The 26,337-nt window shown below is 61.0% G+C and carries 21 protein-coding genes and 3 pseudogenes; 10 read left to right on the top strand and 14 right to left on the bottom strand.

Annotation, left to right across the window (positions count from 1 at the left end; translation table 11 throughout):
* Positions 1–2: 2 nt before the first annotated feature.
* On the bottom strand, positions 3–1,409 hold the full coding sequence (locus NKH63_RS26935; RefSeq protein WP_352720484.1) for a sensor histidine kinase: 1,407 nt from the start codon (positions 1,407–1,409) through the stop codon (positions 3–5).
* Entirely contained in the window at positions 1,396–2,070 is a 675-nt protein-coding gene (locus tag NKH63_RS26930) for a response regulator transcription factor (RefSeq protein ID WP_352720486.1), read from the bottom strand. Before NKH63_RS26930 ends, NKH63_RS26935 begins: the two co-directional genes overlap by 14 nt.
* A gap of 411 nt (positions 2,071–2,481) precedes the next feature.
* On the opposite strand from NKH63_RS26930, the gene NKH63_RS26925 reads away from it, so the two are divergent.
* From NKH63_RS26925 to NKH63_RS26905, 5 genes and pseudogenes are all read left to right on the top strand, one after another.
* The gene (locus NKH63_RS26925) at positions 2,482–3,846 is read left to right on the top strand and encodes a hemolysin family protein (RefSeq protein ID WP_352720488.1); all 1,365 of its coding nucleotides are present in this window, start codon (positions 2,482–2,484) and stop codon (positions 3,844–3,846) included.
* 559 nt (positions 3,847–4,405) lie between these two features.
* Positions 4,406–4,690, top strand: a pseudogene (locus tag NKH63_RS26920) (transposase); the annotation flags it as partial.
* Positions 4,691–4,738: 48 nt separating this feature from the next.
* On the top strand, positions 4,739–6,640 hold the full coding sequence (locus tag NKH63_RS26915; RefSeq protein ID WP_352919510.1) for a heavy metal translocating P-type ATPase: 1,902 nt from the start codon (positions 4,739–4,741) through the stop codon (positions 6,638–6,640).
* A gap of 331 nt (positions 6,641–6,971) precedes the next feature.
* Positions 6,972–7,412: a recombinase family protein gene (locus tag NKH63_RS26910; RefSeq protein ID WP_352919508.1), complete on the top strand. Its 441-nt coding sequence runs from the start codon at positions 6,972–6,974 to the stop codon at positions 7,410–7,412.
* Complete coding sequence (locus NKH63_RS26905) at positions 7,402–7,506, top strand: hypothetical protein (protein WP_352919505.1); 105 nt, start codon at positions 7,402–7,404, stop codon at positions 7,504–7,506. The genes NKH63_RS26910 and NKH63_RS26905 overlap by 11 nt, the downstream gene beginning before the upstream one ends.
* A gap of 279 nt (positions 7,507–7,785) precedes the next feature.
* Here NKH63_RS26905 and NKH63_RS26900 read toward each other — a convergent pair whose 3' ends face one another.
* The gene (locus tag NKH63_RS26900; protein ID WP_352919502.1) at positions 7,786–8,388 is read right to left on the bottom strand and encodes a sulfotransferase family protein; all 603 of its coding nucleotides are present in this window, start codon (positions 8,386–8,388) and stop codon (positions 7,786–7,788) included.
* 360 nt (positions 8,389–8,748) lie between these two features.
* Between NKH63_RS26900 and NKH63_RS26895 the strand changes: the two are divergent.
* Positions 8,749–9,000 (top strand): annotated as a pseudogene (locus NKH63_RS26895) (GNAT family N-acetyltransferase); the annotation flags it as partial.
* Between the two features lie 11 nt (positions 9,001–9,011).
* On the opposite strand, the gene NKH63_RS26890 reads toward NKH63_RS26895, so the two are convergent.
* The 5 genes and pseudogenes from NKH63_RS26890 to NKH63_RS26870 form a co-directional block, all read right to left on the bottom strand.
* Positions 9,012–10,052, bottom strand: coding sequence for a sulfate/molybdate ABC transporter ATP-binding protein (locus tag NKH63_RS26890; protein WP_352919499.1), 1,041 nt, complete (start codon positions 10,050–10,052; stop codon positions 9,012–9,014).
* Between the two features lie 71 nt (positions 10,053–10,123).
* Positions 10,124–11,008, bottom strand: coding sequence for a sulfate ABC transporter permease subunit CysW (cysW, locus tag NKH63_RS26885; RefSeq protein WP_352919496.1), 885 nt, complete (start codon positions 11,006–11,008; stop codon positions 10,124–10,126).
* Positions 11,001–11,850: pseudogene (gene cysT / locus NKH63_RS26880) on the bottom strand (sulfate ABC transporter permease subunit CysT). Before cysT ends, cysW begins: the two are co-directional and overlap by 8 nt.
* Before the next feature lie 12 nt (positions 11,851–11,862).
* Positions 11,863–12,891, bottom strand: coding sequence for a sulfate ABC transporter substrate-binding protein (locus NKH63_RS26875; protein ID WP_352919494.1), 1,029 nt, complete (start codon positions 12,889–12,891; stop codon positions 11,863–11,865).
* Between the two features lie 243 nt (positions 12,892–13,134).
* On the bottom strand, positions 13,135–13,512 hold the full coding sequence (locus NKH63_RS26870; RefSeq protein WP_352720499.1) for a M15 family metallopeptidase: 378 nt from the start codon (positions 13,510–13,512) through the stop codon (positions 13,135–13,137).
* A gap of 435 nt (positions 13,513–13,947) precedes the next feature.
* Between NKH63_RS26870 and NKH63_RS26865 the strand changes: the two genes are divergently transcribed.
* A complete protein-coding gene (locus NKH63_RS26865; protein ID WP_352720501.1) occupies positions 13,948–14,787 on the top strand; it encodes a class I SAM-dependent methyltransferase in 840 nt (279 codons plus the stop codon).
* A gap of 264 nt (positions 14,788–15,051) precedes the next feature.
* Here the strand turns inward: NKH63_RS26865 and NKH63_RS26860 are convergent, their stop codons facing one another.
* The 3 genes from NKH63_RS26860 to NKH63_RS26850 all read right to left on the bottom strand — a co-directional run bounded on the left by NKH63_RS26860 (position 15,052) and on the right by NKH63_RS26850 (position 18,218).
* Complete coding sequence (locus NKH63_RS26860; RefSeq protein ID WP_352720503.1) at positions 15,052–15,879, bottom strand: SDR family NAD(P)-dependent oxidoreductase; 828 nt, start codon at positions 15,877–15,879, stop codon at positions 15,052–15,054.
* A 110-nt stretch (positions 15,880–15,989) separates the two neighbouring features.
* Entirely contained in the window at positions 15,990–17,012 is a 1,023-nt protein-coding gene (locus NKH63_RS26855) for an AraC family transcriptional regulator (RefSeq protein ID WP_352919490.1), read from the bottom strand.
* Positions 17,013–17,135: 123 nt separating this feature from the next.
* Complete coding sequence (locus NKH63_RS26850; RefSeq protein ID WP_352919488.1) at positions 17,136–18,218, bottom strand: type 1 glutamine amidotransferase family protein; 1,083 nt, start codon at positions 18,216–18,218, stop codon at positions 17,136–17,138.
* Between the two features lie 404 nt (positions 18,219–18,622).
* Here NKH63_RS26850 and NKH63_RS26845 point away from each other — a divergent pair, with 404 nt between their 5' ends.
* Positions 18,623–19,348, top strand: coding sequence for a phytochelatin synthase family protein (locus NKH63_RS26845; protein ID WP_352720509.1), 726 nt, complete (start codon positions 18,623–18,625; stop codon positions 19,346–19,348).
* Positions 19,349–19,699: 351 nt separating this feature from the next.
* On the opposite strand, the gene NKH63_RS26840 is transcribed toward NKH63_RS26845, so the two are convergent.
* Together NKH63_RS26840 and NKH63_RS26835 are read right to left on the bottom strand one after the other, a co-directional pair.
* Entirely contained in the window at positions 19,700–23,095 is a 3,396-nt protein-coding gene (locus tag NKH63_RS26840) for an AAA family ATPase (protein WP_352919486.1), read from the bottom strand.
* 621 nt (positions 23,096–23,716) lie between these two features.
* On the bottom strand, positions 23,717–25,156 hold the full coding sequence (locus tag NKH63_RS26835) for a LuxR C-terminal-related transcriptional regulator (RefSeq protein ID WP_352919572.1): 1,440 nt from the start codon (positions 25,154–25,156) through the stop codon (positions 23,717–23,719).
* 195 nt (positions 25,157–25,351) lie between these two features.
* On the opposite strand from NKH63_RS26835, the gene NKH63_RS26830 reads away from it, so the two are divergent.
* Positions 25,352–25,642 carry a hypothetical protein gene (locus NKH63_RS26830; protein WP_352720515.1) on the top strand — a complete coding sequence of 97 codons (291 nt, stop codon included), beginning with the start codon at positions 25,352–25,354 and terminating at the stop codon, positions 25,640–25,642.
* 134 nt (positions 25,643–25,776) lie between these two features.
* On the opposite strand, the gene NKH63_RS26825 is transcribed toward NKH63_RS26830, so the two are convergent.
* A complete protein-coding gene (locus tag NKH63_RS26825; protein WP_352720575.1) occupies positions 25,777–26,097 on the bottom strand; it encodes a hypothetical protein in 321 nt (106 codons plus the stop codon).
* On the opposite strand from NKH63_RS26825, the gene NKH63_RS26820 reads away from it, so the two are divergent.
* Positions 26,002–26,337: a hypothetical protein gene (locus tag NKH63_RS26820; RefSeq protein ID WP_352836705.1), complete on the top strand. Its 336-nt coding sequence runs from the start codon at positions 26,002–26,004 to the stop codon at positions 26,335–26,337. The two genes, NKH63_RS26825 and NKH63_RS26820, sit on opposite strands and share 96 nt — an antisense overlap.

Below are 26,337 nucleotides of genomic sequence, written 5' to 3'. Positions count from 1 at the left end.
TATCATCGGGTCTTCTCCGTGGCGATGGGCAACGTCAAGGTGACGGTGAACCCTTGCGTGCCCTTCCCGCCATCCTTGCTTGTCTCGCGAAAGGTCAGCGCGCCACCGTGAGCCGCCGCAACCTCCGACGCGATGGCGAAACCAAGACCTGCGCTGCCGTCATGAGATTTGGACGTTTCGAAGCGCTGCGTGACCCGCTCCCACTCGCCCGGCGGAATGCCCGGTCCGTCATCTTCGACCTCGAGATGGGCACGCGTACCGTCGCTGCGTACTCTGACCTCAAGGCGCGACACCACTCCATGGCGCAAGGCATTGTCGATGATATTGACGATCGCTTCGCGAAGGCTGACGGCGTCCGCAAGCACGACCGGCTCGTCGTCAGGCGCCTCGAAGGAGACGATGATGTCCGGATCGATAGTTATCGGAACCGCCGCACGGAAAGCGCGCCGTGCGACATCTGCCAGACCGTGCGGCTGAAGCTGCACGGAATCGGCACGATGGATGACCATGGCGTGGCTGAGCAACTGGTTGGTCAGGCGCGCAAGTTCGCTGGCGCGCTGCTGTACGCGATCGAGATGCTGGCGGCTCGACTTGTCCAGCTTGGCTTGACTCAACAGATCGAGCTGCGCCGTTAGCGCTGTCAGCGGCGTTCTGATCTGGTGCGCCGCGTCGGCGATGAAGCGCTGCAGGAGTTTCACGCGCTCGTCGAGCCGACTCATGAAATAATTGATGGAAGTAACGAAGGGCCGCAATTCTCTCGGTACGACGACCGTTACCGGCGTCAGGTCTTGTGGATCGCGACGGCGGAGCGTCGCTCCGAGATGCTTGACCGGTTGCAGAGAATAGCGAATAGCAATCATCGCTCCAGCCAATGCCAATATGCTCATGATCGCCAGGAGGATGGTCGCCCTGAGAGTCAATTCACTCGCGAGCGCGCGGCGGGCTTCCGTGGTCTGCCCAACGATGACATGCGCCCAACCGGATACGGCTGGATCGGACAGTGCGCGCGCCACCACCGCAATCCGAACCGGTTCGCCGCGATAATGCGCCGATTCCAATACCGGGACATCGTGTATTGCGGCCAGATCAACTTCTGTTTGCAGATCGGAATAACCTGTCAGCGTCGCGCCGGAAGGGCCGATCACGCGATAGAAGATGCGATCGCGGCTGGCGAGGCCCAGGAGTTCAAAAGCTGATACCGGCAGGTTGATGATGAGCGAACCGGATTCAACCGTAAGGCTGTCTGCCATCTGGATGGCCGCACCAAGCAGAAGCCGGTCATAGGCGTTATCGGCGGCGGTACGTGCGTAGTACGACGCCGCACTCACCAGAAGAGCCGCACCCAGGCCCAGCACCAGCGATATGCGGACCGCCAGGCGCGTGAAAAGGGAAGGCTCAGCCGGTATCATCGGAAGCCAGCTGATATCCCACGCCCCGCACGGTAACGATCTGCGCCTTGGCGCCTTCCAGCTTCTTGCGCAGCCGCCCGACATAAAGTTCGATCGCGTTCTGATTGGCCGGCTCGTCAAACCCGAAAAGCTGATCGATAAGTTCATCTTTGCTGAAGACGCGGCCTGGCCGCGAGGCCAGTATCTCAAGCAACGTCATCTCGCGTCGTTTCAATTGCACCTCGCGCCTGCCTACTCGCACTGAGCGGCTGCCGCGGTCGAGCACGACATCGCCACACTGTACGATGTTGGTCGCCTCGCCGCTTTTCCGCCGGAGCAGAACACGGGCGCGCGCTTCCAATTCCCGGAAATCGAACGGTTTGACCAGATAGTCGTCGGCGCCGAGATCGAGCGCGCCAACGCGGTCCTCTATCTCGGAACGGGCCGTCAACATCAGAACCGGGGTCGTATTCCTTGCCTGCCGGAGCCGTCGAACGATTTCGAACCCGTCGAGGCTGGGCAGCATGACGTCGAGGATGACGAGATCGTAGGAGGTGAAATCGAGGATCTCTGCGGCAGCACGGCCGTCCGTCTCCCAATCGACTGCGTGGCCGATCGTTTCGAAGCGGCGGCTGATAGCCTCGCCAACGTCGCGCGTGTCTTCGACGAGGAGAATTCGCATGCCGGAGCATTTGCACGGAAGCAGCCGCCTATCAAGCGTCACCTCTTTGCGGAGAGGCGCTTGACATCATCTGCAGATCACGCGTTGGCTTCAGCCCTGTTACCGTCAGCAGTTCAAGCCCAATCATTTGAGCTTTATCGACGGGCTGCGTGATGGCGTCTGCCTTCATGTGATCTGCGCATACACGCCAAGAACGGGGCGCGTCGGTACATGACCCGCGCTGCAAGCCAGGCTGGACCGCGCACTTTGCCGCATTCAACGTATTCGACCGCACCGTGATCAGTCGCTAGTAGATGCACCACCATCGCCATCAGGGGATTATGCTTCTGGCGATCGTATGCTGATAGCGATTGCGCAATGCCATCATTTGCGCTTCAGAGAAGTATCCAATTGCGTCATTAAGAGGATATGATGCCGACAGGCGATGGCAGTTTGAGCGACATTCTTGGAATCTTGTCGGTCCTCCTACTCGTGGCCGCAAACGGCTTCTTTGTCGCCGCCGAGTTTTCCCTGGTCGCCGTGCGCCGAAGCCGAGTTGCCGAACTCGCTGCGGCTGGGCGGCTGAACGCGGCAGCGCTCCAGCGGGCCGTCGACAATCTCGATGCCAATCTGGCGGCGACCCAGCTCGGCATCACCATTTCATCGCTGGCACTCGGCTGGATCGGCGAACCTGCTCTCGCGCATCTCGTCGAGCCTCTCTTGATCGGGCTGCTCGGGTCGTTGGCGACTGCGGGCTCACACACTGTCGCCGTCGCGATCGCTTTCATCATCATCACCGCGCTTCACATCGTGCTTGGCGAGCTCGCACCAAAGAGTCTGGCGCTCCAGCGCAGCGAAGACACTGCGCTCTGGGTCGTGCGTCCGCTCGGTCTGTTCCTCTTTCTGCTCAGGCCGGCGATTCTAATGCTGAATGGTCTCGGCAACCTCGTTCTGCGACTCTGCGGCCTGCGCCCGGGAACCGGTGAGGATTCATTGCACTCGCCAGACGAGCTGAAGCTTCTGATCTCGGCCAGTCAGGAAGGCGGCCTGTTGCAGCAGGCGCAGCGGGAGATGGTCGAGCGGGTCTTCAATATCGGCGAGCGCCGCATCAGTGACATCATGACGCCTCGGCCGGATATCGACTGGATCGACGTGAATGATGACCGAACCGAGACTCTTCGTACGATCCGCGATTGCCGCCATGAGCAGCTCCTTGTTGGCAAGGGCGGTATCGATGAACTGCTCGGCATGGTTCTGAAGAAGGACATGCTCGACCAGGTTCTTGACGGGCAGGTTCTCGATCCGATGGCGATCATCCGTGAGCCGCTCGTCGTTCATGAATCAACGCCGATTTTCAAAGTGCTGGAGCAGTTCAGGAAGGCGCCCGTCCGCATAGCAATGGTCCTCGACGAGTACGGAAGTCTGGAAGGAATTGTTACCCAGACCGATTTGCTCGAAGCCATCGCCGGCGACCTGCCCAACATCGAAGGCGAAGAGCCGGATGTCGTCGAGCGTGAAGACGGCTCCCTTCTCGTGGATGGTATGATGTCGGCCCAGGACGCGTTCGATCGCCTTGGTTTTCGAGCACGGCCAACTGAAGGCGACTTCCATACGATCGCAGGATTTGCCCTGTTTCGACTAGGGCATCTGCCTGAGGTCGGGGAACATTTTGATTATGGCGGCTGGCATTTCAAGATCGTGGACATGGATGGCCGGCGGATCGACAAACTGCTCGCACGAAGGAACTCTCCCACGGGGCGGCAAGAAACATCGGAGGTAGATGGGCTCAGAACATAGGCCATGAACAGGCCGCCATGGCCTCGTCGAGGTCGCCGGTGCCCGCGAACCAACTGTATCCTGCGTGATCCAACGTGACTGACACTGATGCACCATCACCCGGTCGACGAAAGGCGAAAGCACTCGCACCACCCCCATGGCGTTGCCGGTCACCTCGACAACGACCTCGTCCGTCCTGTTCAAGCTGCGGCCAAATCCCTCCAGTCCGGAGCGGGTCATGTCGACCCCTCCGTGATGGCGCAGCCGGCCATCTTCGCAGAAAACCACTTCCGCAAAGGTGCGGTGGATAGCCATTCCAATTACACGTCATTGCCCCCTCTCTCCTTGAACAATCGGGAGCCGGCGGGCGACGCGACACCTACGGATCCGCGCTCTCGGCGCAACCGGGCAGGTCGCAGGGGCGGCCAGCTACTAACGCGAGCTCGCAGCTTATCGAATACATCGGCCTGCCCGCACCTTGGCGTGCTCCCGGTGCCGCTGTCCCGGATGGTCACACATGCGCTGAAAATCTCGCATCTCCAGCGGGGGATCAGATGGCACCGTCATGATCATACCGGTTACCAACCCGATCGAGCGCCTCAACGGCGAGGTCAAGCGGCGCACCGAGGTCATCGGCATCTTCCCAAATGATGATGCTATCGTCCGTCTGGTTGGCGCGATCCTGCTCGAGCAGAACGATGAATGGGCCGTGCAGCGGGCGAGATACATTACGCTGGAAACCAGCAGCCAAATGAGCGATGATCCGCTCATCAGCCTGCTGTGGCGCGCTGATCATTCCCGGCCCATGCCGGAAGGTGCGGCGACCAAGCCGTCAACTACACCACTCCCTGGGACACGATCCTGATGCGCTCACGCTTCAAGCCAAGACCGCAATCCAGATAGCGAGCCAATCATGAAATCCGAGACAGCAGCCACCGAAAGCGTTGAGCCGGCGGCTAAGGCTGTTCCATCGGGTTGGCGAGTGTTGATGACACGCGAACGTTGGACCGAAGTCGCTCGCATTATATTTACCGGCCTGATGGCCTTTCTGTACTGGCAACAGCTGATTCCCATTCAAGCTTTGTGGGGGGCGGTTGCCATCGGCTTGTATCCGCTTGTCAAAACCGGCGCCGTTGACCTGGTAAAAGAGCGCAAGATCGGTACCGAGATATTCGTCACCATCGCTACGGTGGTAGCGCTGATCGGAGGCGAGACCGTCGCCGGCGCGGTCCTCATGGTGATCATTCTGATCGCGGAGTTCATTGCCGATGTGAATATGGATCGTGCGCGAGCCTCGATCAAAGACCTGATCGGCTCGGTGCCCCAGGTGGCACTTGTGCGGGACGCAGGTGGCGAACGCATGGTCCCGATCGAAAATTTGCGCGCGGGCGATGTTGTCTTGGTGCGGGCCGGCGAGAAGATTCCGGTCGACGGCATCGTCGTCGGTGGAGCGGCTTCGGTCAACGAAGCATCGATTACAGGAGAGAGCATTCCGAACGACAAAACCGACGGCGCCGATGTCTTTGCCGGAACCTTCGTCGAATCCGGCGCCCTCGACATCGAGACCGAGAAGGTTGGTGCCGACACCACCTTTGCCCGCATCATCAGTCTGGTCGAGAATGCCGAAGCGGAACAGGCACCCGTCCAGAAACTGGCGGATAAGGTCGCGTCATGGCTGATCCCGGTCGTGCTGATCTTCCTCGTTGCGGTTTATCTTTATACCCGCGACGTTCGGATGATCGTCACTCTGCTGATTTTCACATCGCCTGCCGAACTCGGATTGGCGACTCCTCTGGTGATTATCGCAGCCATTGCGCGAGCCGCACGCAGTGGAATTCTGGTCAAGGGGGGCGTCTATCTGGAGTCTTTGGCCAAGGTCGACGTCCTGGTGTTCGACAAGACAGGCACCCTGACGGCGAACAAGCCCGAGGTTGTCGGCGTGGAGATGCAGGACGGCACGCTTTCGGAAGCTGATCTGCTCAGCCTTGCCGCCGCCGCCGATCGGCGCTCCGCTCACCCCTTGGCGAAAGCGGTCGTCAACTATGCCGCCCGGATGAAAATCGATGTCCCGGAACCGGAGCAGTACGAGCAGTTGCAGGCGCGCGGTGTGAAGGCGACGGTCTCCGGACGCACCGTGCTGGTCGGGAATGCATCGTTGCTGCGCGAGGCCGGCGTGCCGCTTTCCGATGCGATCGAAAAGGGCGGACAGACGCCGGTTCACGTCGCGGTCGATGGGAAATTCGCGGGTGTGATTCTGATTGCCGACACATTGCGACCAGGTGCGCGCGAAGCGCTGGCAAAGCTCCGTGCAACCGGGGTCAAGCGCATGGTGATGGTGACGGGTGACAATGAGGCCACAGCGCGGACCATCGCCAACGAGCTCGGCGTGGATGAAGTGCGTGCCAATCTGATGCCGCAGGACAAGGTCGCCGCCATCGCCGAACTGCAAAAGCAGGGCCATCGCGTGGCGATGGTCGGCGACGGGATCAACGACGCGCCGGCGCTGGCACGCGCCGATGTCGGCATTGCGATGGGCGGCGGCGGCACGCAGGCAGCGCTGGAAGCCGCCGACATCGCATTGATGAAGGATGACCTGGCAAGAATTGTCAGCGCGCGCGCGATTGCGCGACGCGCTTACCGGACAATTCAGGAAAATATCTTTGTCGGTGTCGGTGTTGTGCACGTTTTGGGCATTGCCGCAGCGCTCATGGGCTGGATCGGTCCTATCCAGGCAGCGATTTTGCACTTGGGGCCAGATGTCCTGGTGTTCCTGAATTCGGCAAAACTGCTGCGCGTTCGAATCCAAGATGTTTAGCGCATCTCTTTGGAGCCTAAGGCGCTTGCAGTTCTTTGGACGACAAACGCCTCCAATTCGCATCGTCCACGAAACCGGGCAACCGCAACCAGAGTACGCTTACTGCTGTGGCGCTGGTGGCGGTGTGCCCCCAAACCACCCAGCCGCATACCCGATCACAAACAGCACCACGATCACGGCTGCCACACCGTACCAGAGGCGCCTGTCCGTGAAATTCATCGTTATCTCCAAATATCGCGCTGCGCCTGACGGCCCAGCGATTTCTTCGATCCTTGGTCGTCGTTTTCGTGACGAGCGACCCCATCTGATCCCCTGACAGAGTAGGCCAAGTATGGCTTCCAGAGAAGCGCGTAGGCCTGTCTGCGGTGCCAAAGCCGCCGGCTGCAAGCGGCTCGCGGAGGAGCGAGCACCTGGAGGACGCTGGGATCGACCCGAGCTCCATCGGCTTCTTGGCGAGCTCGATGAAGGCGACATCGTGGTTGTCCGGAAACCAGACCGACTGATGCGGTCACTCAAAGACCTGCTCCTTATCCTTGAGAAGATCGAGGCCGCCGGCGCCGGGTTCTGCTCACTGACCGAGGCAATCGGCACGACCACGACGGCAGGCCGCATGATGATGCTGATGCTCGGTTCCTTCGCCGAATTCGAGCGAGCCATCGTACGGGAACGCACCATGGCGGGCTTCAAGGGGCCAGGAGCGCGGGCGAAAAGGTGGTCATCGCCCAAAACTCACGTCCGATCAGCGCTCCGAAATCATCGGCATGCTGAATGATGGTCCACCCGCGGCTGAGATTGCTCGCATCTTCCGAGTTCATAGGGCCACTGTGAGACGTATCGGCGCTCAGACGAACATGAATGTTCGCTGATTGTGGGTCCAATTGGCCGCTTTCGCAGCGACGTACGCACCGGCCCTCCTCGGACGCGTACCCCCGGCCTGCAGTTATTGCTATTGTACCAGCTGCCTACGTGGTTGGTTCGGCGGAACACATCCTGGAGCAAAAGAATTCGAACCGAACTAGCCAAAGCGGTCATTCAATTCGTCCGATCGGATGACTGCTACTGGCGCACGTGGTCGGTTGGTGCGTTCAGACATCAGATTGCCTGATGAGGCTCGGGAAGGTCCGGCCGGGGTGGAAAACCGCCGTTCAGCGCCCTATGCGAGCACGAAATTCGGCAGTCGAATTGGTGCGTGGAAACGGTTCGGAAGGCAACTGTACATCGAGAAAGGCACAAAGCGGCTCCCACCCTTCGGAGACCTGATACGTGAGAAGGCGTTCAGGCGGCAGCGTTGATTTCACGGTAGCGTTATGTGCTTCATAGACAGCGATTGCGTGATCACGGTTATCAAATCGACCGCCAAAGACAGTGTTTCCAACCACCGCCACACCAAACGACTGTGGATCATTGGTAGCAGCATCCATCGTGAGCCCTATTGTTTGCGCCATGCTGTCATACCAGGCTTCCGGGTCACGAACTGTCAGGATAACCTTTGCATGAGGGTAGTGGTCACTCACTTCGCGCCAAAAATGCGCCGTTGGCCAATCGACCGCGGAAAGATAGCCGGCATATGCCGCATCCCAGGTCGGGAGTTGTCCCTGTCCGGCGGCGCGCCACAGCGCCTTCTGCTCGGGATTGGCGTGGACATCTGCCATGTGATGACACGGCCCGAACCCAAGATGCTCCAACGCGAGCTTCAGCGAATATGTGCCAGTGCGACCCAGGCCTGCACCAATGACATCTAGAGCCATGAGCACCCCCAAGGAGATTTCAATCGGTCAAAATACCGCTGTTTTCTTTACTTCGCTATATGTTTTGAAGGTCAGCTCCGAATCGCCTCAAGCCGTAGCGCGCGAAGGTCAGTATTGGAGAAGCGCCGGGAATGGTGGCTCTTGGCGCCGCTGTGGCGAAAGACGCGTGCATCGACACCACTATCCGCTGACGCAGCGCTTGCTCCGGTCGATGACGTGGATGCCTTTCAGGGATGGGAGACAACCGACGGCGAGTTTCCGCCGGGAACGTGATCGCGGTGACCAAAGCCATCTTGAACGGCAAGGCCGTGCAGACCTGCTCCATCAGGCTGCTCGACGTCGACCGCGCGACATTCGAGCAGCGTGGACACAAGCTGGCAAGGCAAGGGGTTAGGCGCCGCGCTGTTGGAAGACGCCGTTCTGCGCACGCGTTACGCCGCGACGATCCTCGGGATTCGCGGCCTTCTTGTTCACGCCATATCGGACGAAGCGAAAGCCTTCTACGAGCACTACGGCTTTGCGGCTTTCCCGAAAAATCCGATGACCCTTGTGCTCTCGCTAAGGCGCGTTGAAAGAGCGGGCCGAAACGTCTTGTTGTGCACAAGTTGGTAATCGCCTCGTAATCAAGCAGCCGGAAAAAGCTTCCAGCGCCGCGGCCTAAAAGCCACGCGACTTTTCTGCGCCGCCGGATGATCGACGGGCAGCTCGATCTCGACCCGCTGGCGCTCGCCGCCGATTTCGAGCTCGACCCGCCTGGTATCGGCAACGCGGCGGCTGGCGGCGACCGTGCCGGCGATGCAGCCGTTGCATTCTTCCACCAGATCGACGTCGTGCGGGCGAAAGAACAGCGTCGCTGCGCCTTGCGGCGCCTGCGGCGCGGACAGCCCGATCGGGCGGTCGGCGATCCAGACCTGGCCGTCCTCGACCTTGACGGGGATCGAGCTCGATTCGCCGATAAAGCCATAAACGAACGGCGAATTCGGTGTGTCGTAGATCTCGTCGGCGGTGCCGACCTGCTCGATGCGGCCCTGGCTCATCACCACGACGCGGTCGGCAAGCTCCAGCGCCTCTTCCTGGTCATGGGTGACGAAAACGGTGGTGTGGCCGGTCGTATCGTGGATGTCGCGCAGCCAGCGGCGCAGTTCGCGGCGCACCTGCGCATCGAGCGCGCCGAACGGTTCGTCGAGCAAAAGCACGGCCGGTTCGATCGCCATGGCGCGGGCTAGCGCCACGCGCTGGCGCTGGCCGCCCGAAAGCTGTGCCGGATAGCGTTTTTCCAAACCGGAAAGCTGAACGAGGTTGAGAAGTTCCGAAGCGCGGCGGCGGATTTCCTTCGCCGACGGGCGTGACGGCCCGTGCCGGACCTTGAGGCCGAAGCCGATATTGTCGGCGACCGTCATGTGGCGAAACAGCGCGTAGTGCTGGAAGACGAAGCCGACATTGCGCTCCTGAATCGACTTTTGGGAGGCATCCTCTTCGCCGAAGAAGATCTTTCCGCGTGTCGGCCGCTCGAGCCCGGCGATCAGCCTGAGCAGCGTCGTCTTGCCGGAACCGGAAGGTCCGAGCAACGCGATCAACTCGCCGGACTTGATGTCGAGCGAGATGTCGTGAAGCGCCGGAAACCGCTCAAACTCCTTGCGCACGTTGACAACGCGAACTTCCATCAACCGTCTCTTTTTGTCGATGCATGTCGTTGTCCAAAAACCGCTACACACTTTTGGGCGACATGCATTTGTCAGTGTCCGCGCGTCGCGGCGATCTCGGCGCCGTAGCGCATCTCGAGAAGTGTTTTCAAGACCAGCGTGACGAGCGCCAGGCCGGCAAGCAGCGAAGCGACGGCAAAGGCGGCGGCGGCATTGTACTCGTTATAAAGGATTTCAACATGCAGCGGCATGGTGTTGGTTAGCCCGCGTATGTGGCCCGACACGACCGAGACCGCTCCGAACTCGCCCATGGCACGGGCATTGCACAGCAACACGCCGTAGAGCAATCCCCATTTGACGTTGGGCAACGTCACGTACCAGAACGCCTGCCAGCCGTTGGCCCCGAGCGACAGGGCAGCCTCCTCGTCGCCATTGCCCTGTTCCTGCATCAGCGGGATCAATTCGCGGGCGACGAAGGGGAAGGTGACGAAGACGGTGGCCAGCACGATACCCGGCACGGCAAACAGGATGACGATGCCATGCGCCTTGAGCCAGGCGCCGAGCAGGCCTTGCGCGCCGAAGAGGAGTACATAGACCAGGCCGGAAATGACCGGGGAGACCGAAAACGGCAGGTCGATCAGTGTGGTCAGAAACGCCTTGCCCTTGAACTCGAACTTGGCGATCGCCCAGGCGGCGGAAATACCGAAGACGATGTTGAGCGGCACCGAGATCGCCGCGACCAGAAGCGTCAGGCGGATCGCCGAGCGCGTGTCCGGTTCGCCCAGCGCCTGCGTGTAGGCCTCGATACCTTTGGCGAAAGCTTCGTTGAAGACGATGATCAGCGGCAGGAGCAGGAAAATGGCGAGGAACGCAAACGTCACCACCATCAGCACGGCTTGCGCCGGCCGGCTCTCGGTCACCGCCGGCGACCGGCTTTCGTGGTGCGGCGCGTAGGATTTGATCTCCGGGTCAGCCATAGCGTTTACGGCTCCAGGTCTGCACCAGGTTGATGACCAGCAGCATGACGAAGGAGAGCGCCAGCATGATCGCCGCTATCGCGGTCGCCGCGGCGTAATTATATTCCTCCAGCCGGATGACGATCAGAAGCGGCGCGATCTCGGATTTGAACGGCAGGTTGCCGGCGATGAAGATGACGGAACCGTACTCGCCGACGCCGCGCGCGAAGGCCAGCGCGAAGCCGGTGACAATGGCTGGCGCGAGGCCCGGAAGCAGAACCCGGGCGATGATCTGGAAGCGGTTGGCGCCAAGGGTGGCGGCCACTTCCTCGACCTCCTTGTCGATCTCCTCCATGATTGGCTGGACGGTGCGCACGACGAAAGGCAGACCGATGAAGATCAGCGCGATGACGATGCCGAGCGGCGTGTAGGCGACCTTGATGCCGAGCGGCGCCAATAGGCTGCCGACCCAGCCATTCGGCGCGTAGAGCGCGGTCAGCGCGATGCCGGCAACCGCCGTCGGCAGCGCGAAGGGCAGGTCGACCATGGCATCGACGATGCGGCGGCCGGGAAAGCTGTAGCGCACCAGCACCCAGGCGACGATCGTGCCGAAGACGACGTTGACGGCGGCGGCAATGAAGGCGGTACCGAAGCTGATTTCAAGCGCGTTGATGGTGCGGCGATCGGTGACGATCGCCCAGAAATCGGTCCAGCCGAGCGCCGCCGATCGCCAGACCAACCCTGAGAGGGGATGAGGATGATGGCGTGAGGTAGGCAAGCGAGAAGCCGAGCGTCAATCCGAAACCCGGAATGACGCTCGGCTGTCTGAACCGCCACCCCGCCTTGGCGGGTGTCGTCCTGATCTAGATTTTATCTTACTGCGCTGGCTTGTAGATCTGGTCGAATATACCACCGTCGCCGAAATGGTAAGGCTGCGCCTTCGTCCATCCGCCGAAAATTGGATCGTCGATGCTGATCCGCTTGATTTCCGGCAGTTTGGCGAGATCCTCCGCAGGCACCAGGTCGGGCTTCGCCGGACGGTAGTGGTTCTTGGCGATGATCGTCTGGCCTTCCTTGGAATAGAGATAGCCCAGATAGGCTTCGGCAACTTTGCGTGTGCCCTTGGCATCGACATTGGCGTCGACCACGGCGACCGGCGGTTCGGCGAGGATCGAGGTCGGCGGGATGACGATTTCGAACTGATCGGCGCCGAACTCGTCCAGCGCCAGATAGGCCTCGTTTTCCCAGGCGATCAGCACGTCGCCAAGGCCCTTTTGCGCGAAGGTCACGGTAGAGCCACGCGCGCCGGTGTCAAGCACCGGAACATGGGAATAGAGGTTGCCGACGAATTCCTTGGTCTTGGCTTCATCGCCGCCATCGTTGGTGTTGGCCCAGGCCCAGGCCGCGAGGTAGGCCCACCGGCCACCACCGGAGGTCTTGGGATTGGACGTGATCACCTGGACGCTGTCCTTTGTGAGATCGCCAAAATCGTGAATGCCCTTCGGGTTGCCCTTGCGGACGAGGAGGACGATGGTCGAGGTATAAGGAGCCGAATTGTTCTCGAACTTCGTCCGCCAGGCGGGATTGATCTTCTTCGTTTTCGAGACGATCGCGTCGATGTCGCCTTGCAGCCCCAGCGTCACCACGTCGGCGTCGAGGCCGTCGATCACGGCGCGCGCCTGGGCGCCGGATCCGCCATGCGACTGCTGGACGGTGACGGTCTCGCCCGTCTCGCCCTCCCAGTGAGCGGCGAAGGCCTGGTCGAATTGCTTGTAGAGCTCACGCGTCGGGTCATAGGACACATTGAGAATGGTGGTATCGGCAAACGCGAAACCGAGCGTGCCGAACTGGACAGATGTGGCGACCAGCGCGCCGAGCAGTTTCCTGAAATGAGGTTTGGTCATTTCCGCCTCCGTTGAACTCGCGCCAAATCTACCGATTTGATAGAATTTAGATGCATTCAATGTTGCCTTTTTTGGCCTAGTGAAGCAATTTTTCGCCTATTTTACTCTAAATGAGGAATGTTTTTCCTCACACAGCGTGACTCGGGATCCTGGGCTCCCGGAGGCGATAATTAGAAACCGCCAGCCCTTCGGCAATGGCCGCGCAGGGTCAACGAGGGTTTCATCCCACGGTGGCCGGCGGAGCTACTCGGCGCCGACGGGAAAGTTGAAGCGTTCTCTTGGAAACGGCTCGTTTTCCAGCGTGAAATGCCACCATTCGCGGGCATAATTGTTGAAGCCGCCGGCGCGCATCGCCTCGACAAGTCTTTCGCGGTTTGCCGCTACTTCACTGGCGAGCGGTCGGTGAGCCGTTTCGCTCGCCGGGTCGAAACAGTCGAAACCCGTGCCGAAATCGAGCATATCGGCATCGGTCGCGCCGCAGGCCGGTTTCGGCGCGCTCTTGTGGTCGGCCTGTTTGTGGTCGATCCGCGCGATCGCGACCTCGACTGTCGAGCCGCGCGAATGGGTGGACAGTTCGCCGATATAGCCCTTGGCGATGAGATCCTTGGCGCTTGATGTCACGATGGCTGCCCGTATTGACGTCCGCTGCACTCACCAAGGACGACCCCAATTGGACTGCGCATATTACGCACGCATGGCAACACTGCGCCGCGGTTGCTAGGGGGGTCAAGCAGAGTTGAATGGCGAAAGATTGAGGGTCCAATCGTGATGCGGCGGCGCCCAAATTTGCGACAGCGCGCCAACGGGCAAAGACGACCCCGAGCGGAAGTTCGTTCGTCGAGGGCGAATTCACGCCGATGACCCGAACCCACCCTTCCCCGGGGCGATTTGGCGGCCCGAAAGCTGACCTTTAGCGGAACCGGCGGTCGTGACCCTGAAGCGACATTCGCGCTGAGGTGGACAGCGAGTCTCGTTGACTGGCTGCGGCATCGGCGCATAGTCGTCGACCAGCACGATGCCCCATTTGGGGAACAGTCGTATGAGGGGAGGCAGGCCATGGAAGTCGCCGGTGGCGCTGGTGCCGACGTTCACGTCCCGTATATTCTCGTCCATTCCGATCGCGAGATCAGGCGTCTCAGCCATCAGGCGGACATCATTAACCCGATCACGCGAAGAATCTTGCTCTCTGCGGGCATGAGCCCCGGGATGCGCGTGCTCGACGTGGGCTGTGGCGCGGGTGATGTTACATTCCTGGTTTCCGAGATGGTTGGCAGCGAAGGTCAGGTCATCGGCGCAGATCGGGCTCCAGCGGCCCTGGCGGCGGCGGAGCGGCGTGCGGCGGCGCATCCGATCCAGAATGTCAGCTTCCGTGAAGGCGATCCCGCGGCACTTTCGTTCGACCGACCGTTCGACGCCGTGATCGGCCGCTACATCTTGATGTTTCAAGCCGATCCTGTGGCCATGCTGCGTGGCGTCGCTCGTCATCTCCGGCCTGGAGGGACCATCGTCTTCCATGAGCCGGATTGGGACGGCTGTCGATCCAGCCCGCCGGCGCCGACCTACGACCAATGCTGTCGATGGATCATCGAGACGTTCCGGCGCAGCGGTATCGAGGCCAATATGGGTATCAAGCTCGATGCGGCATTCCGCGCGGCTGGATTGACCGCGCCCTCAATGCGTATGGAGGCGGTTGTTGGGGGAACCAATGGCGGCTTCGACTGGTCACACCAGACCGCCGAACTCATTGTCACGATGCTGCCGGAAATCCAGAGCCGGGGCGTTGCGACGGCCTTTGAGGTCGATATTGAAACTTTGGGACAGCGGATGCAGCGCGAAATCGAGGCGGGTAGCGTCATCGTGAGCCGTTCGGAAGTAGGCGCCTGGTCGCACGCCTAGAGCTAGTCATGACACTGGGCGGCTGCCTCTCACGAAAGACTAAGGCGCATGTCCGCTCTTAGCGCGATCGAGGCGATGCGGACTTCGCCTACTCAGCAGCCGCCAGTGCGGGTCAAACGGCTTGGTTGGGTGGTTCTCTGCCGTCTGTCTCGTCGAGCGGAACGAGCAGGCAGCGCCAATTGCGGACTACGCTGTTATTGAAGGGCGCCGCAACTCGCGGCGTCCCTATTTCCAGTTGGCAGGTGCGGCTGGTGCTGCTTGGCACTACTTGCCAGTTGCGGCGATTGTCACATGCTCCCAATCCTTCCAAGTCTGAAGGCGCTTGGCATAGATGTCCCCAATCATCAGGGTTGGCGCAACTCCGAGAAGTAGCCGCAAGGGTGGCTCCGGTGCGTCAACAAGTTTGAGGATCGCAGGGCCGGTCGCAGCGGGGTTGCCCACGAAATTCGCCGGCATCCGCTCGGCCATAGCCATCATGTCTTGCCGGATGAAATCGTATTGGGGAAGCGGTGCTGCATGGACAGCGGAAGCGCCGGCCCAGTCAGTCTCGTAGCCGCCAGGCTCGACCAAGGTGACCTTGATGCCGAACTTCGAAACCTCCTGCACAAGCGACTCCGTGAGACCTTCGACCGCCCACTTCGATGCGTGGTAGCCGCCTAGATTGGGAAATGCCATTACACCGCCCATACTGGTGACCTGGATAAGGTGGCCGCTGCCCTGCTTGCGGAACTGCGGCAGCACGGCTTGCGTGACGTTCAGGACACCAAAGAAGTTCACTTCCATCTGGTCTCGGACCTGCTTGTCAGACACTTCCTCGACAGCGCCAAACAAGCCGTAGCCGGCGTTGTTGACGACCACGTCGAGTCGTCCGAAAGCATCCAGTGCCTCTACGACCGTGGCGATGGCCCTATTGCGATCGGTCACGTCCAGCTCTAGCGGAAGGATTGCGTCGCCATAATTTTCGACGAGGTCCTGAAGCGCATCAGGCCTGCGGCTGGTGGCAACAACCTTATCGCCGCGCGCGAGCGCTGCCTCCGTCCAAATTCGGCCGAAGCCGCGATTAGCACCGGTGATGAACCAGATTTTCGACATTAAACTACCTCATGATTTGGGTGCCATTGGGCACTTCTCTTGAGGTAGGCAGGCCCCCTGTCGAGTTCATTTGCAGGTTGCGACAGAAAACTGGCGATGGGCGCCAATCTCTAATTTAGGCGAGAGGCCTCGGTGTTCTGCTCGCGCCACCGTGCGGGGGTGACGCCTTCCCATTCGCGGAAGGCGCGATAGAACGAGCTGGTATCCTGATACCCCAGGAGATAGGCAATCTCATCGGTCGCGTTCGCGCCACTGGCCAGCATTTCGCGACCAACCTCCTGGCGCGAAGCCTCCAGTAGCAGCCTGAAGCTCGTCCCAGATTCAGAAATACGGCGCTGCAGCGTGCGTTCGCTCATCCCCAGGACGTTGGCCACATCCGCAAGTTCGGGCTTGCCGCTGGCCAACCGCCGCTTCAGGACAATCTTCACCTGTTCTGGCAACGAGCTTTGCGCATCGATCTCGTCGAGTGAGGCCAACAGTGCCGGTGTCAGGATGGCGAGCAGCTCGGGGTTGTGCCCAGCGAATGGTCGGTCCAGATCATAGGCACGCAGCACCAGCTGGTTCTTGGGCGCCCCGAAGGTTATTGGCGCTCCGAAGTACTCCCTGTGTGCACTGGTGGTTGGGCCTGCCCGGGTCATTTCTACTCGCAGCGGGACGATGTGACGACCTGTTCCGCGTCGTCCCAGTTCAAGGATTGCTGCAAACGTCACATCGACCGCTACGTCAGGCTCCGGGCCAACGGCGTGGATCCAGGAGAAGCTCACAAAAGCCTCACCATCACGTTCTATAACGTGCAGCTCTTCCGGTGTGCAAAGCCGCTTGAACCTGGCAAGACGGTTGAGGCCGTCGCGGAAATCCTTGGCGAAGAAGGCCGACATGGTCGCGGGGGGATGGACCGTTGTATCTGCCGCCACATTGATATGCAGCCCGATGGCGGGGTCGCCCGACAGCTCCTCCAGTGCTTGCCAGAGGTCGAAGTATTGGGCGGTGTTGACCCAAGCGTCTTCGGAAATGTGGAGCGTCGCAGGCAATCGAGCTTGCCTCAACAATGCCGCCGGTGAGATGCCAGCCCGCTCTACCGCGCGCCAAAAGGCCTGTGGGACTTTGCATTTGTCGATTGGTAGCCGTGTCATGGCAGGCCTTTCACTCGCCCGTAATGGCGGCATATGAGCGCCGCTGTCCTATCGTCGTCTAGCCCGACCCCAGTTCGATCACAGCGTACCCGAATCCGCCACCGATCCAGTGATCCATCTGCTCTACCGGGTCGCCCACTGTGTGATCGGCAGGGTGGACGGTAACGGTTGCTCGCTCAACTGCTTGCCGCTGGCGCGCCGGGCGGCTCGGGTGCCGGTGAGGACGCTGCGCAGCTTGGCGGCCTGCTGGTCGATGGCCTGCGGGCCGTTGCCGGTGAGCAGCCGCACGGACGGCTCGTAGGCCAGTAGCGGGGCGGCGATGTTGAGGGACGTCGCAAGTTTGAAGCCAGCTTCCTTGACGGCCGTGTCGACAAAGTAGGAGGTTCGGGTCCTCTTGCCGGGGACGCGTGGGTAGAGGAACCGCAGCGCGAACAGCTCGCCGATCGTGGGGACGGTCGAGATGGTGGCGGCGAGGAACGGGTTGTCGCTGACGAGGTAGGGGTGGCCCTGCGCGTCGATGCGCTGCCGAGTGGAGGTCACCGCCACGGGCGCGTGGCAGATCAGCGAGATGATGACGCCGTTCTCCCGGGCTACGTGGAGGGTTTCGCCGAGCCACAGGTTGTCACGGAAGTCGACCATGGGGGCGTGACCGCCGGGGGTGTGGATGAAGTCAAAGTCGGCGAAAGTGAACGGATCGGCCGGGTCGCGGTGACGCAGGACGAGTTCCTGCAGCGAGTGGAAGGTGCCCTCGGGCAGCTTGTCGAGGCGGCGGATCAGTTCGGGGCGGTACTCGGCGAGCTCAGGCTCGCTGTTCGGCAATAGTTCGGAGACCGGGATCCGGCCGATGTGGCGCTCCAGCAACTGGACATCCTGTTCGCGGCGGGCGACCAACTCGGGGTGGCGCTGCCGGAAGCTGTTGACATCGAACGAGCGGCGGCGCTGCTGCATACGGAGGGGGATGGTCTTGGCGCCGGTCTTCTCGATGGATTGCACGGACAGGGCCATACCGTTGATGTCGAGTTGCGGGGCGTTGCCGTCGGGGGTGGCGAAGGTGAACTCGTAGTCGTTCTCGAACTCCTTGAGCACTTGAGCCATCTCGACCAGGAAGAACCCGGTCGAGATCGACTTGATGTCGGCCGGTTCGGCCAGCGGCAGCTGGCGGCCGGACGAGATGAGGATCAGTGCGCGGCGCTTGGTGGTGGGCATGACTTGTTCCTTCTCGATGCTTTCGGCCGGGGTGAGATCGGGCCCCGTGCCATTCATCGGTGGAAGTAAGCAGGCCCACCGTCGCATTCATTTGCAGGATGCGACAGAAGAATTGCGATTGCCGCCAATCTCTAGTGTCCGCGTTGGGTCAGATCGCGTCATGCGACGCTCGCAATTGAACGACCGCCAAAAAGGGTCGAACTCGGTCGTTCAGAGCGATTTGGATGGTTTTGGCGGCGAGAGCAGCCGGCCATGAGGAGATCCCGAACTTTGAACGAAGTTGTCGGCCGGGCGCGCCGGATACGGCCCCTCCTCTCGAACCCGACCTTCGACCCTGAACGGGGATGGTGATACACGCCCGTCCTTCTGGTATAGTGGCACGATCACCCAGCGGAGACGTTGCCATGTCTAAGCACTTCGTTCATGGGGCAGTGGTCGCATTGGGGCTGTTCGTCACCAGCGCAAGCGCCGAAACCCTGAAGCTTCCTGACAATCTGGCCGGCTTTAGTTCTGATATTGGCGAAAACTACTTCGTCGAAAGCGATGCACGGGAGGCCTATTTCCCTCTCGCAAGCAACTTTCTGACGCAGAAGACACAGTCCTATTGCGGTGTCGCCAGCATCGTCATGGTGCTGAACGCGCTCAATGTACCGGCGCCTTCGGTTCCGGAGTACGAGCCATATCGCACTTTCACGCAGGACAATGTCCTCGATGAACGAACGGACGCCATTCTCGCCCGAGATGTTTTGGCGAAGAAAGGTATGACCCTCGATCAGATCGGTGGAATTCTTGCGACGCAGCCGGTCAAGGCAGAAGTCCATCATGCCGCCGACAGCTCAGTCGACGAGTTCCGCAAGCTGGCGAGTTCCCATCTCGGCCAGTCGAACCATTTCGTGATCGTCAACTACCTCCGCAAGGCAATCAGACAGGAGAAGGGCGGCCATATCTCGCCGCTAGCAGCCTATGATGGGAAATCAGACCGCTTCCTCATCCTTGATGTCGCACGGTATAAATACCCTCCAGTGTGGGTGAAGACATCTGAGCTTTTCGATGCCATGAACACCCAGGACTCCGACAACGAGAACAAGACCCGCGGCTTCGTCCTGGTATCGGCGGCTTCTGTTCAATAGTGATCACCGTCTTCAACGCGATCATCCAGTCTGTGAGCGAGGGGTCACGCGCATTGATGCGGGGCCCCACAAACCATCCCGCCCCCGCCCGCCGATGAACCCGGTGGGTGCCGACCCGGCATGCGCTCGCCCCGGCGGCGGTGGTCTCACACGCTGGCGTTCTAGGGTCAAACTCTACCAACTGGCTGCCGCCAATGGCCGAGATGGATGGTTTGTTGCTGTTCGCCTCGTCCACTGGAACGAGTAAGGTGCGCCAGTAGCAGGCAGTCAAACGTGTGTTCTGGAATGACTGCAATTGGCGCGACCGCGCCCGTTGAACGCGCTGCCCCTTCCACCAACTAACGGCCAAGGCTATTCCCGCCGAACCGAGGGCGTGTCATATAGCGTAGCACGCTCCAGCTCGCTGAGCAGGGCCTCGGCCTCTCTGACGTCGGCGGTTTCGAAACCCTCGGTGAACCAGTCGCGAACGGGTGTCAGAAAACTGTGGGCTTTCTCCCCGGCGCCTCGCTCTGCCCACAGGCGTGCGAGCTGCGTCGCAGCTCGCAACTCCCACCATTTGGCGGCCTGCGCCCCGGCAGTCTCTACCGACTTGTCGAAAGATTCCGCCGCCAAGTCGCCGTCGCGACCAGGCTCGCGCAAAGCAAACTCCCCTTTCAGTCGGTACAGCTCGGCATCAAACCAACGCTCGCCGGTCGAAGTCGCACGCTCGAACGCGTCGTCCAGCACGCGTCGCGCATTTTCAACGTTGCCACTACTAAGGTAAGCCTCAGCCAGAATGGACTCGTAGTACGGCATCATCACCAGGTAACCGGCGTTCACGTCGTGCTCGTAGCAGGATTTGAGGGTCTCGAGGCCTTCGGTTGCATTTCCTTCAGCGATGAGTGCGGCAGCTCGAAAGCCCCGTCCCTTGTTCAACATTGCAGGCATGGCCTTTTCGGACGCGAGAGCAATCAGGCGCTCGCTGTCGCGCCGAAGGGCGAGCCAGTCTTTGCACAAGTGGTAGTAGACGCACGTGTTGGCGAGAGCCAACACGATCGCGAAGGGCTGGCGCGTTTTCTCCGCAGTTTCCAGACCCTGCCGGCACCGCCGGTACCCCTGCTCGGGGTAGCCCAGAATGAGCAGCGTCCGGGCAAGGTAGAGGTTCGGTCCGGCGTCGGCGATGTCGGCACCGAGCAGAGGGTCCAGGTCAGGTGCCCTTGTCGAGACCCGCTGCTCCAGGAAAGAGCGTGCGGTGGCAAAATCGCCCATCCAAAGGGCAACGAATCCGGCTGCGTCCACTCCGATTGGGCCACCCTCGCCGTATGCGCGCGCCGCCGCGCGCATCAGCTCGTTGGCGACTTCGCGCGCGCGATCGAGCTCCGCGCGATTGTAGTAACAGAGAAACTCGCCGTAGCTGGCCCGGAGGTTCTCGCGCTCCGCTCCCGTTTGCCCTGCCAGGAATCGGGCGCGAGCATAAGCGGTGCTCGTTTCGACCGCCGCCGTGCCCCTAGCCGCCCGGAGCGCATCCCCGAGCGCAAGGCGGAGCCCGAGTTCAAATCGGTTGCGCTCCAAGCCTTCCGGCAGCGTTTCGAGAAGCGAGAGACCGTTATCGAGCTGGTCCAGCGCTTCCTTTGTCGCCGAGCGCATGATCGCCGTGCGTGCCGCAGCCTGATAATATGGCACTGCCTTCCCGACGAGCCCGGCCCTGCCGTAGTGGCCGGCGACGAGTTCGGGATGAGCTGTGGCCGTGTCCTTGAATCTGTTGACCAGCGCGTCGGCAATCGCGCCGTGCAGTTCCCGGCGGCGCCTTTTGAGGAGCGATTCGTAGGCGGCGTCCTGAATGAGAGCGTGCTTGAAGATGTGTGCCGGGCTGGCCGCGGTGCCGCCGCTCAAGATTAGCTCGGCTCCGATCAGTTCCGAGAGCGCCGTCTCCAGTTCACCGGCAGGCATGTCGCTCACGCTCGCCAGCAGCGCACGATCGAACTCCCGCCCAATCACGGCACCGACTTGCGCGGCATGCCTTGCGGAGGGCGGCAGGCGGTCGAGCCGAGCCATCAGCGCGTCCTGAAGTGTCACGGGAACCGTGACTGCAGGCAGAGATCCCAAAAGGTCGAAGTGATCTCCTGCGTCGACAAGGACGTTGAGATCGCGCATCGCCTTGGTCAATTCCTCGATGAACAGCGGAATGCCGTCGGTGTGCGCGACGATCTCGTTCAAGACTTCCTGCGGAAGACGCTTGCCCGCAACGGCCTCGGCCACTGCGGCCGCCTCAATCGGATCGAGCCGTTCGAGCACGATCCAGTCAACGTGTGCGCCGCTCCAGGCCGGCTTGAACTCCGGCCGGAAAGTGACGAGCAGCAGCACTGGCAATTGGGCGATCCGATCGTTGATCCGATCGACCAGTTCCAGCGTCGTCGGGTCAAGCCATTGTGCGTCCTCGACGACCACGAGCAGCGGATGCCGCGTCGCGAGCCCCTCAACCCAGTTCAGCAGCGCTGCAAACGTCATGGCCTTCCTCTGCTGAGGGGTCAGATCACGTAACGAATGCTGCTCGCCGGTTCGAACGCCGAGCAGATCGGCGATGACAGGGATGGCGCCGCTGGTATCGGACAAAGCCCTTCCCAGAAGAAGCTCGAGCTTCCTGAGCTGTGTTTCGCCCGGGTCAATGCTTGCAAACTCCGCGGAGCGCCGGATTTCCGAGATGACGGGCCGTAGCGCCGAGTTCGCGTAGTACGGCGAGGCGTCGAAATGGATTTCCTGGAGCCGGTCCCCTCTCAGTCGATCCCCGAGAAAGCGCACCAGTCGCGATTTTCCGATCCCGGGCTCCCCGGTTACGAGGACAAACTGGCCCATCGTTCGCCTGACCCGCCCCCAGCGCTCGAGCAGCAGATCGATCTCGCGGCCTCGGCCGACGAACGGCGTGAGCATCGTGCCGTGAAGTCCCTCGAACCGACTTTCACTGCGCCCGATGCCGTGGACCCGCCAGAGGGCTACCGAGGGGCCGATCCCCTTGATCGGCTGCCTTCCCAGGTCCTCCAGGTCGAAAATCCCTCCGACGAGGTGCCGGGTGGTTTCGGAAATCACAACCTGGTCCGGCCCTGCGGCCTGCTGCAGCCGTGCTGCGAGGTTCGGCGTCTCCCCGACGATCTCGTCCGGGCGCTCTGCCTCCCCTCCCCCTAGGCTTCCGATGACCACCAACCCTGTGGCAATGCCGATGCGTGCACGAAGGTGAGGAACCTCTTGCGTCTTGATTCCACCAGCTGCCGCCACAATGCGAAGGGCAGCCTTGACCGCCCGTTCAGCCGCGTCCTCTTGTGCCTTCGGCCAGCCGAAATATGCAAGAATGCCATCGCCCAAGAACTTGGCGACGTGCCCCCCGAAACGGTCCACTTCTTCGGTTACCGCGCTTCGGTAACTCCGCATCACCGCCCGCAGCTCTTCGGGGTCGAGCTGATGGCTTAGCTCGGTCGACCCGACGAGGTCGACGAACATCACCGTGAGCTGCCGCCGCTCTGCCTCTGTCGGGGCGGATAAAGGCAGCGCCGTCTTCAGCGATGCGGATGCGCCAATGGGCGCCGACCTCGAACCCAGGGCCAGTGAGGCAATCGCATCGAGCAGCTTGCGCCGGTGGCCGACGGAGGTCACGCCGATTCCCGTCAAATCCTCGGCCGTCAGGTGGGCAAGAACCTCTTCACTAATATCGTTGTCGCGGAAGGCCTTCTCGTATTGTCCCAGGCCGATACCGCGAAGCCAGGTGGCGACGTCCACGTCCCCCTCCTGTATGAAAGTACAATCATACACCAAAAGCCCATCATGGTCGCGTGAAAACGGGTCCGAGAAGAGTCGATTCGGCCTCAGCCTGAAGGTCCAATTTAATAGGACCAGACATGTCGGGAAATGGCGGCGCAAGAATGTCCTTCCGGAGCCGGAACTGATGACCCTGAGCAGCCGTTCAGAATGCAAGGTTTGAACGTCGACGAAGGGTCATGGCCGTGAATTGACCCGGAGCAAGCGAGCTTCCGCTTAGGGTCGACTCCGGCCAGTGCGTGAAGGTCGGCTTAGGAGGCGCGACTCGAATGGCGCGAAATGGCGCGTCCCGCTGGTTCGAACATCCGCCCTCGAGAACGCCCTAAATGAGCGTCAATCGACTTGGTTGGGTGTTTTTTTGCCTTCCCTCTCGCCGATTGGAACGAGAAAGGAGCGCCAAATCCTGACGTACAGACGAACGGTCGATAAGGTCGCGATCCTGACCCACATTTCCAGTGCTTCTTCAGGCGGCCTTCAGAAACTGTCTTTCTGACGAGTGCGATTTTGCATCATCGATGAAAGCTGGCAAGAAATGGAGCGCAATCCAAGAACTGGCTCCGGCCGCAAGCGCTAGCGGAGAAGCTATCTCAATCCGGCCCGCCGTGCACCTTCGCGGATGGCGACAAGCGCGGGAGGATTGGTGACCGGATAGGTTCTGATGAACCCCTCGACGGTAAAGCCGGGGAATTCGCTCGCCAATCGGGCGGCGATCTTCGCGGCCTGTGGTACTTCGTCGAGCATCGCATGTCCCATCGACTGGAACAACAGGGTGGCCGGCGAGTCGGGCGGGCTCTGCTGGAACGCCACGACGCTCTCCCGGTAGCGCCCGACCACGAAATTCGTGCGACCAAGCATGCTGAAGTACCAGAGCGGAGCTAGCGGGTTGAGACGTAGAGCCCTCTGGATCAACACGCAGCCCTGCTGCGGATCACCTGTCACCAGTGCTCGGCTTCCGGCAATCATCGCCAGCGTATCGGCATCGTTTGGAGCGGCGGCCAAAGCGCGATCGAGTTCCTCGGCAGCGGCTCCCAAGTCGCCTCGCGCCGCGCGAATGTCGGCCATGCCCTGACGGGCCATGCTGTCTCCCGGATCGAGCAAAAGAGCTTGTTCCATGCACGAGTACCAGCGTTCCAGCGAGACGGATGGATTACTCGCGTACCAGGCTTCGACGGCGTAAGAAAATCCCAACGTCAACCAGGCTCGCGCCAGCCCCGGGTCGAGTTCGACTGCGCGCGACAAGAGACGGATTGCTTCCACGTTCGAGGTGCGGGTGAACACATTGTGCTGTTCGACGCCGAGCAGATAGTAGTCATAGGCACCCAGGCTGGCGGGCGGCTTGCGCCGGATGACATCCCGTCCAAGGTGGGCAAGCTTGCCGCAGCAGCTGACAAGGACATTGACGACGTTCTCGGTGACCATGTCTTGCGTAGCAAACAGATTGTCGGCCGATTGATCGTATCGCGCCGCCCAAAGACCGGCACCACTCCTCACATCGACAAGCTGCACCGAAATGCGGAACTGCTCGCCGGTAGCCTGAAGGCTCCCTTCGAGCAAATAGTCGGCATTCAACTCCCGACCGATGGAGCGCAGATCATCGCGCCTTCCCTTGAACATCAGCATCGTCTGGCGGGCAATCACCGCAAGGGCGGAGTAACGCGCGAGATCGACAATAATATCGGCGGACAAACCGTCGGCCAGCCTTCCCCAACGCTCGTCCGAGCTCAAATTTTCAAAGGGCAGGACGGCGATGACCGGTGGCCCGAAGCCGCCGGGCGACAGACCCTCGAAACGAGCTTGTCCGGACTCTTGCCGGCTCTCACTCGAGAGCAGGCTTGCCAACGCCACTTTGCTGCGAACGCCAAGCTTTCGATAGACCACCGAGAGATGGGTTCGAACGGTGGTCGGCGCGATGAACAGCGTCTCGCCGATCTCACGATAGGTCATGCCTTCGGCGAATTTCGCAGCGACCACCCGCTCCCGGTCCGAAAGCCCGGTCAGAGGATTGCCGACTGCGTCAAGCATTGCGTCATTCCGATCCGCGGCGCGTATGGTCGGGAACGTACCGATTTCGCGACACAGCGAAAATACTACAGATGCGACACCAAAAACACTCCATCTGTACGATCCCGCCAAGTCGTTGCCGCTCCTAGCATCCACGGATCCACAACACGTTGCCCGGTTCACTGTCCAGGCCAGGCAAAATGTCAGGAGGCATCCATGAGAAAGTCATCCGCAGTCGCCGGCATACTGGTGCTGGCTCTTTCGACCGCGCCAAGTCTCTCCGGCGAAACGACGCCAGTGGGAACGCCAATCTCCATAGAAGCGGTAAGGCTTGCCAGCGACCGCGTCTATTCCGATCTCTTGCGCCGTGCCTTTGCGAATGGCTGGCGATACCCACCCGAGCAAATCAAGAGCGGCTTCAAGCGGCATTTCGAGGAAACGAGGCTGCAACTGATCGATCAAGGCTACATCATCGTGCCCGATGTATCGGAAAGTGCTTCGCAGTGACGTTTCTCCGGATCGGGTCTTTGATCACGGCGTGCCTTCATCGGTAATCGCACCCCGCGGCCTTCGTTACTCGTCTTTAGCTGGCGCTGCCGCCAATCCGCCGGACGCGGAGCGAGCGAATGCCACGATTGCCGTCAATCCGTGATGTAGTCGACTATGGCGGCCAGGCGCGCGGCGACGACCGCGCTCATACTGGTCTGTCCCAAAGGGCCGTGCGGTGTGATGGCGAGCAAAACGAGATCGAAGATGTGCCGGCGGATGATCTCACGGGCTTCCACAGAACCGTTGAGTGGATGCTTTTCGAGTGTGCAGAGGTAGCCGCGTAGCAATTGCAGCGCCTCGGATACCCCTGGCGCGCGCTGCATGACCGCACAGTCGAGCCCGGCGGCAAGACACCACTCCATCTGGCAAAACGCCAGGGGCAACGCGAAGTTGCCGACTATCTCATGTCGCACGGCGTCGTCTTGCCAACACCGGCCCCGATCTCAACGAAGTTGGCTTCTGCCGATGTCGAGAAAGGCCGGACCTACTTCACCCGCGCGTGTGACCGTTGCCACAATGCCGAGCCACTGGGAGGGAACAAAACGGACCGAACTTGTGGAGCGTCGTCGGCCGCGATAAGGCATCCATGGCAAAAATGCGTTACTCCGACGCTTTGCTCGGCTGGGAAGGCGTGTGGAGGTAAGAGGACCTGA

Origin of the sequence: Mesorhizobium sp. M0960 (assembly GCF_040319055.1) — a bacterium.
Taxonomy (GTDB): Bacteria; Pseudomonadota; Alphaproteobacteria; order Rhizobiales; family Rhizobiaceae; genus Mesorhizobium.
This window is presented reverse-complemented; position numbering and strand designations above follow the sequence as displayed.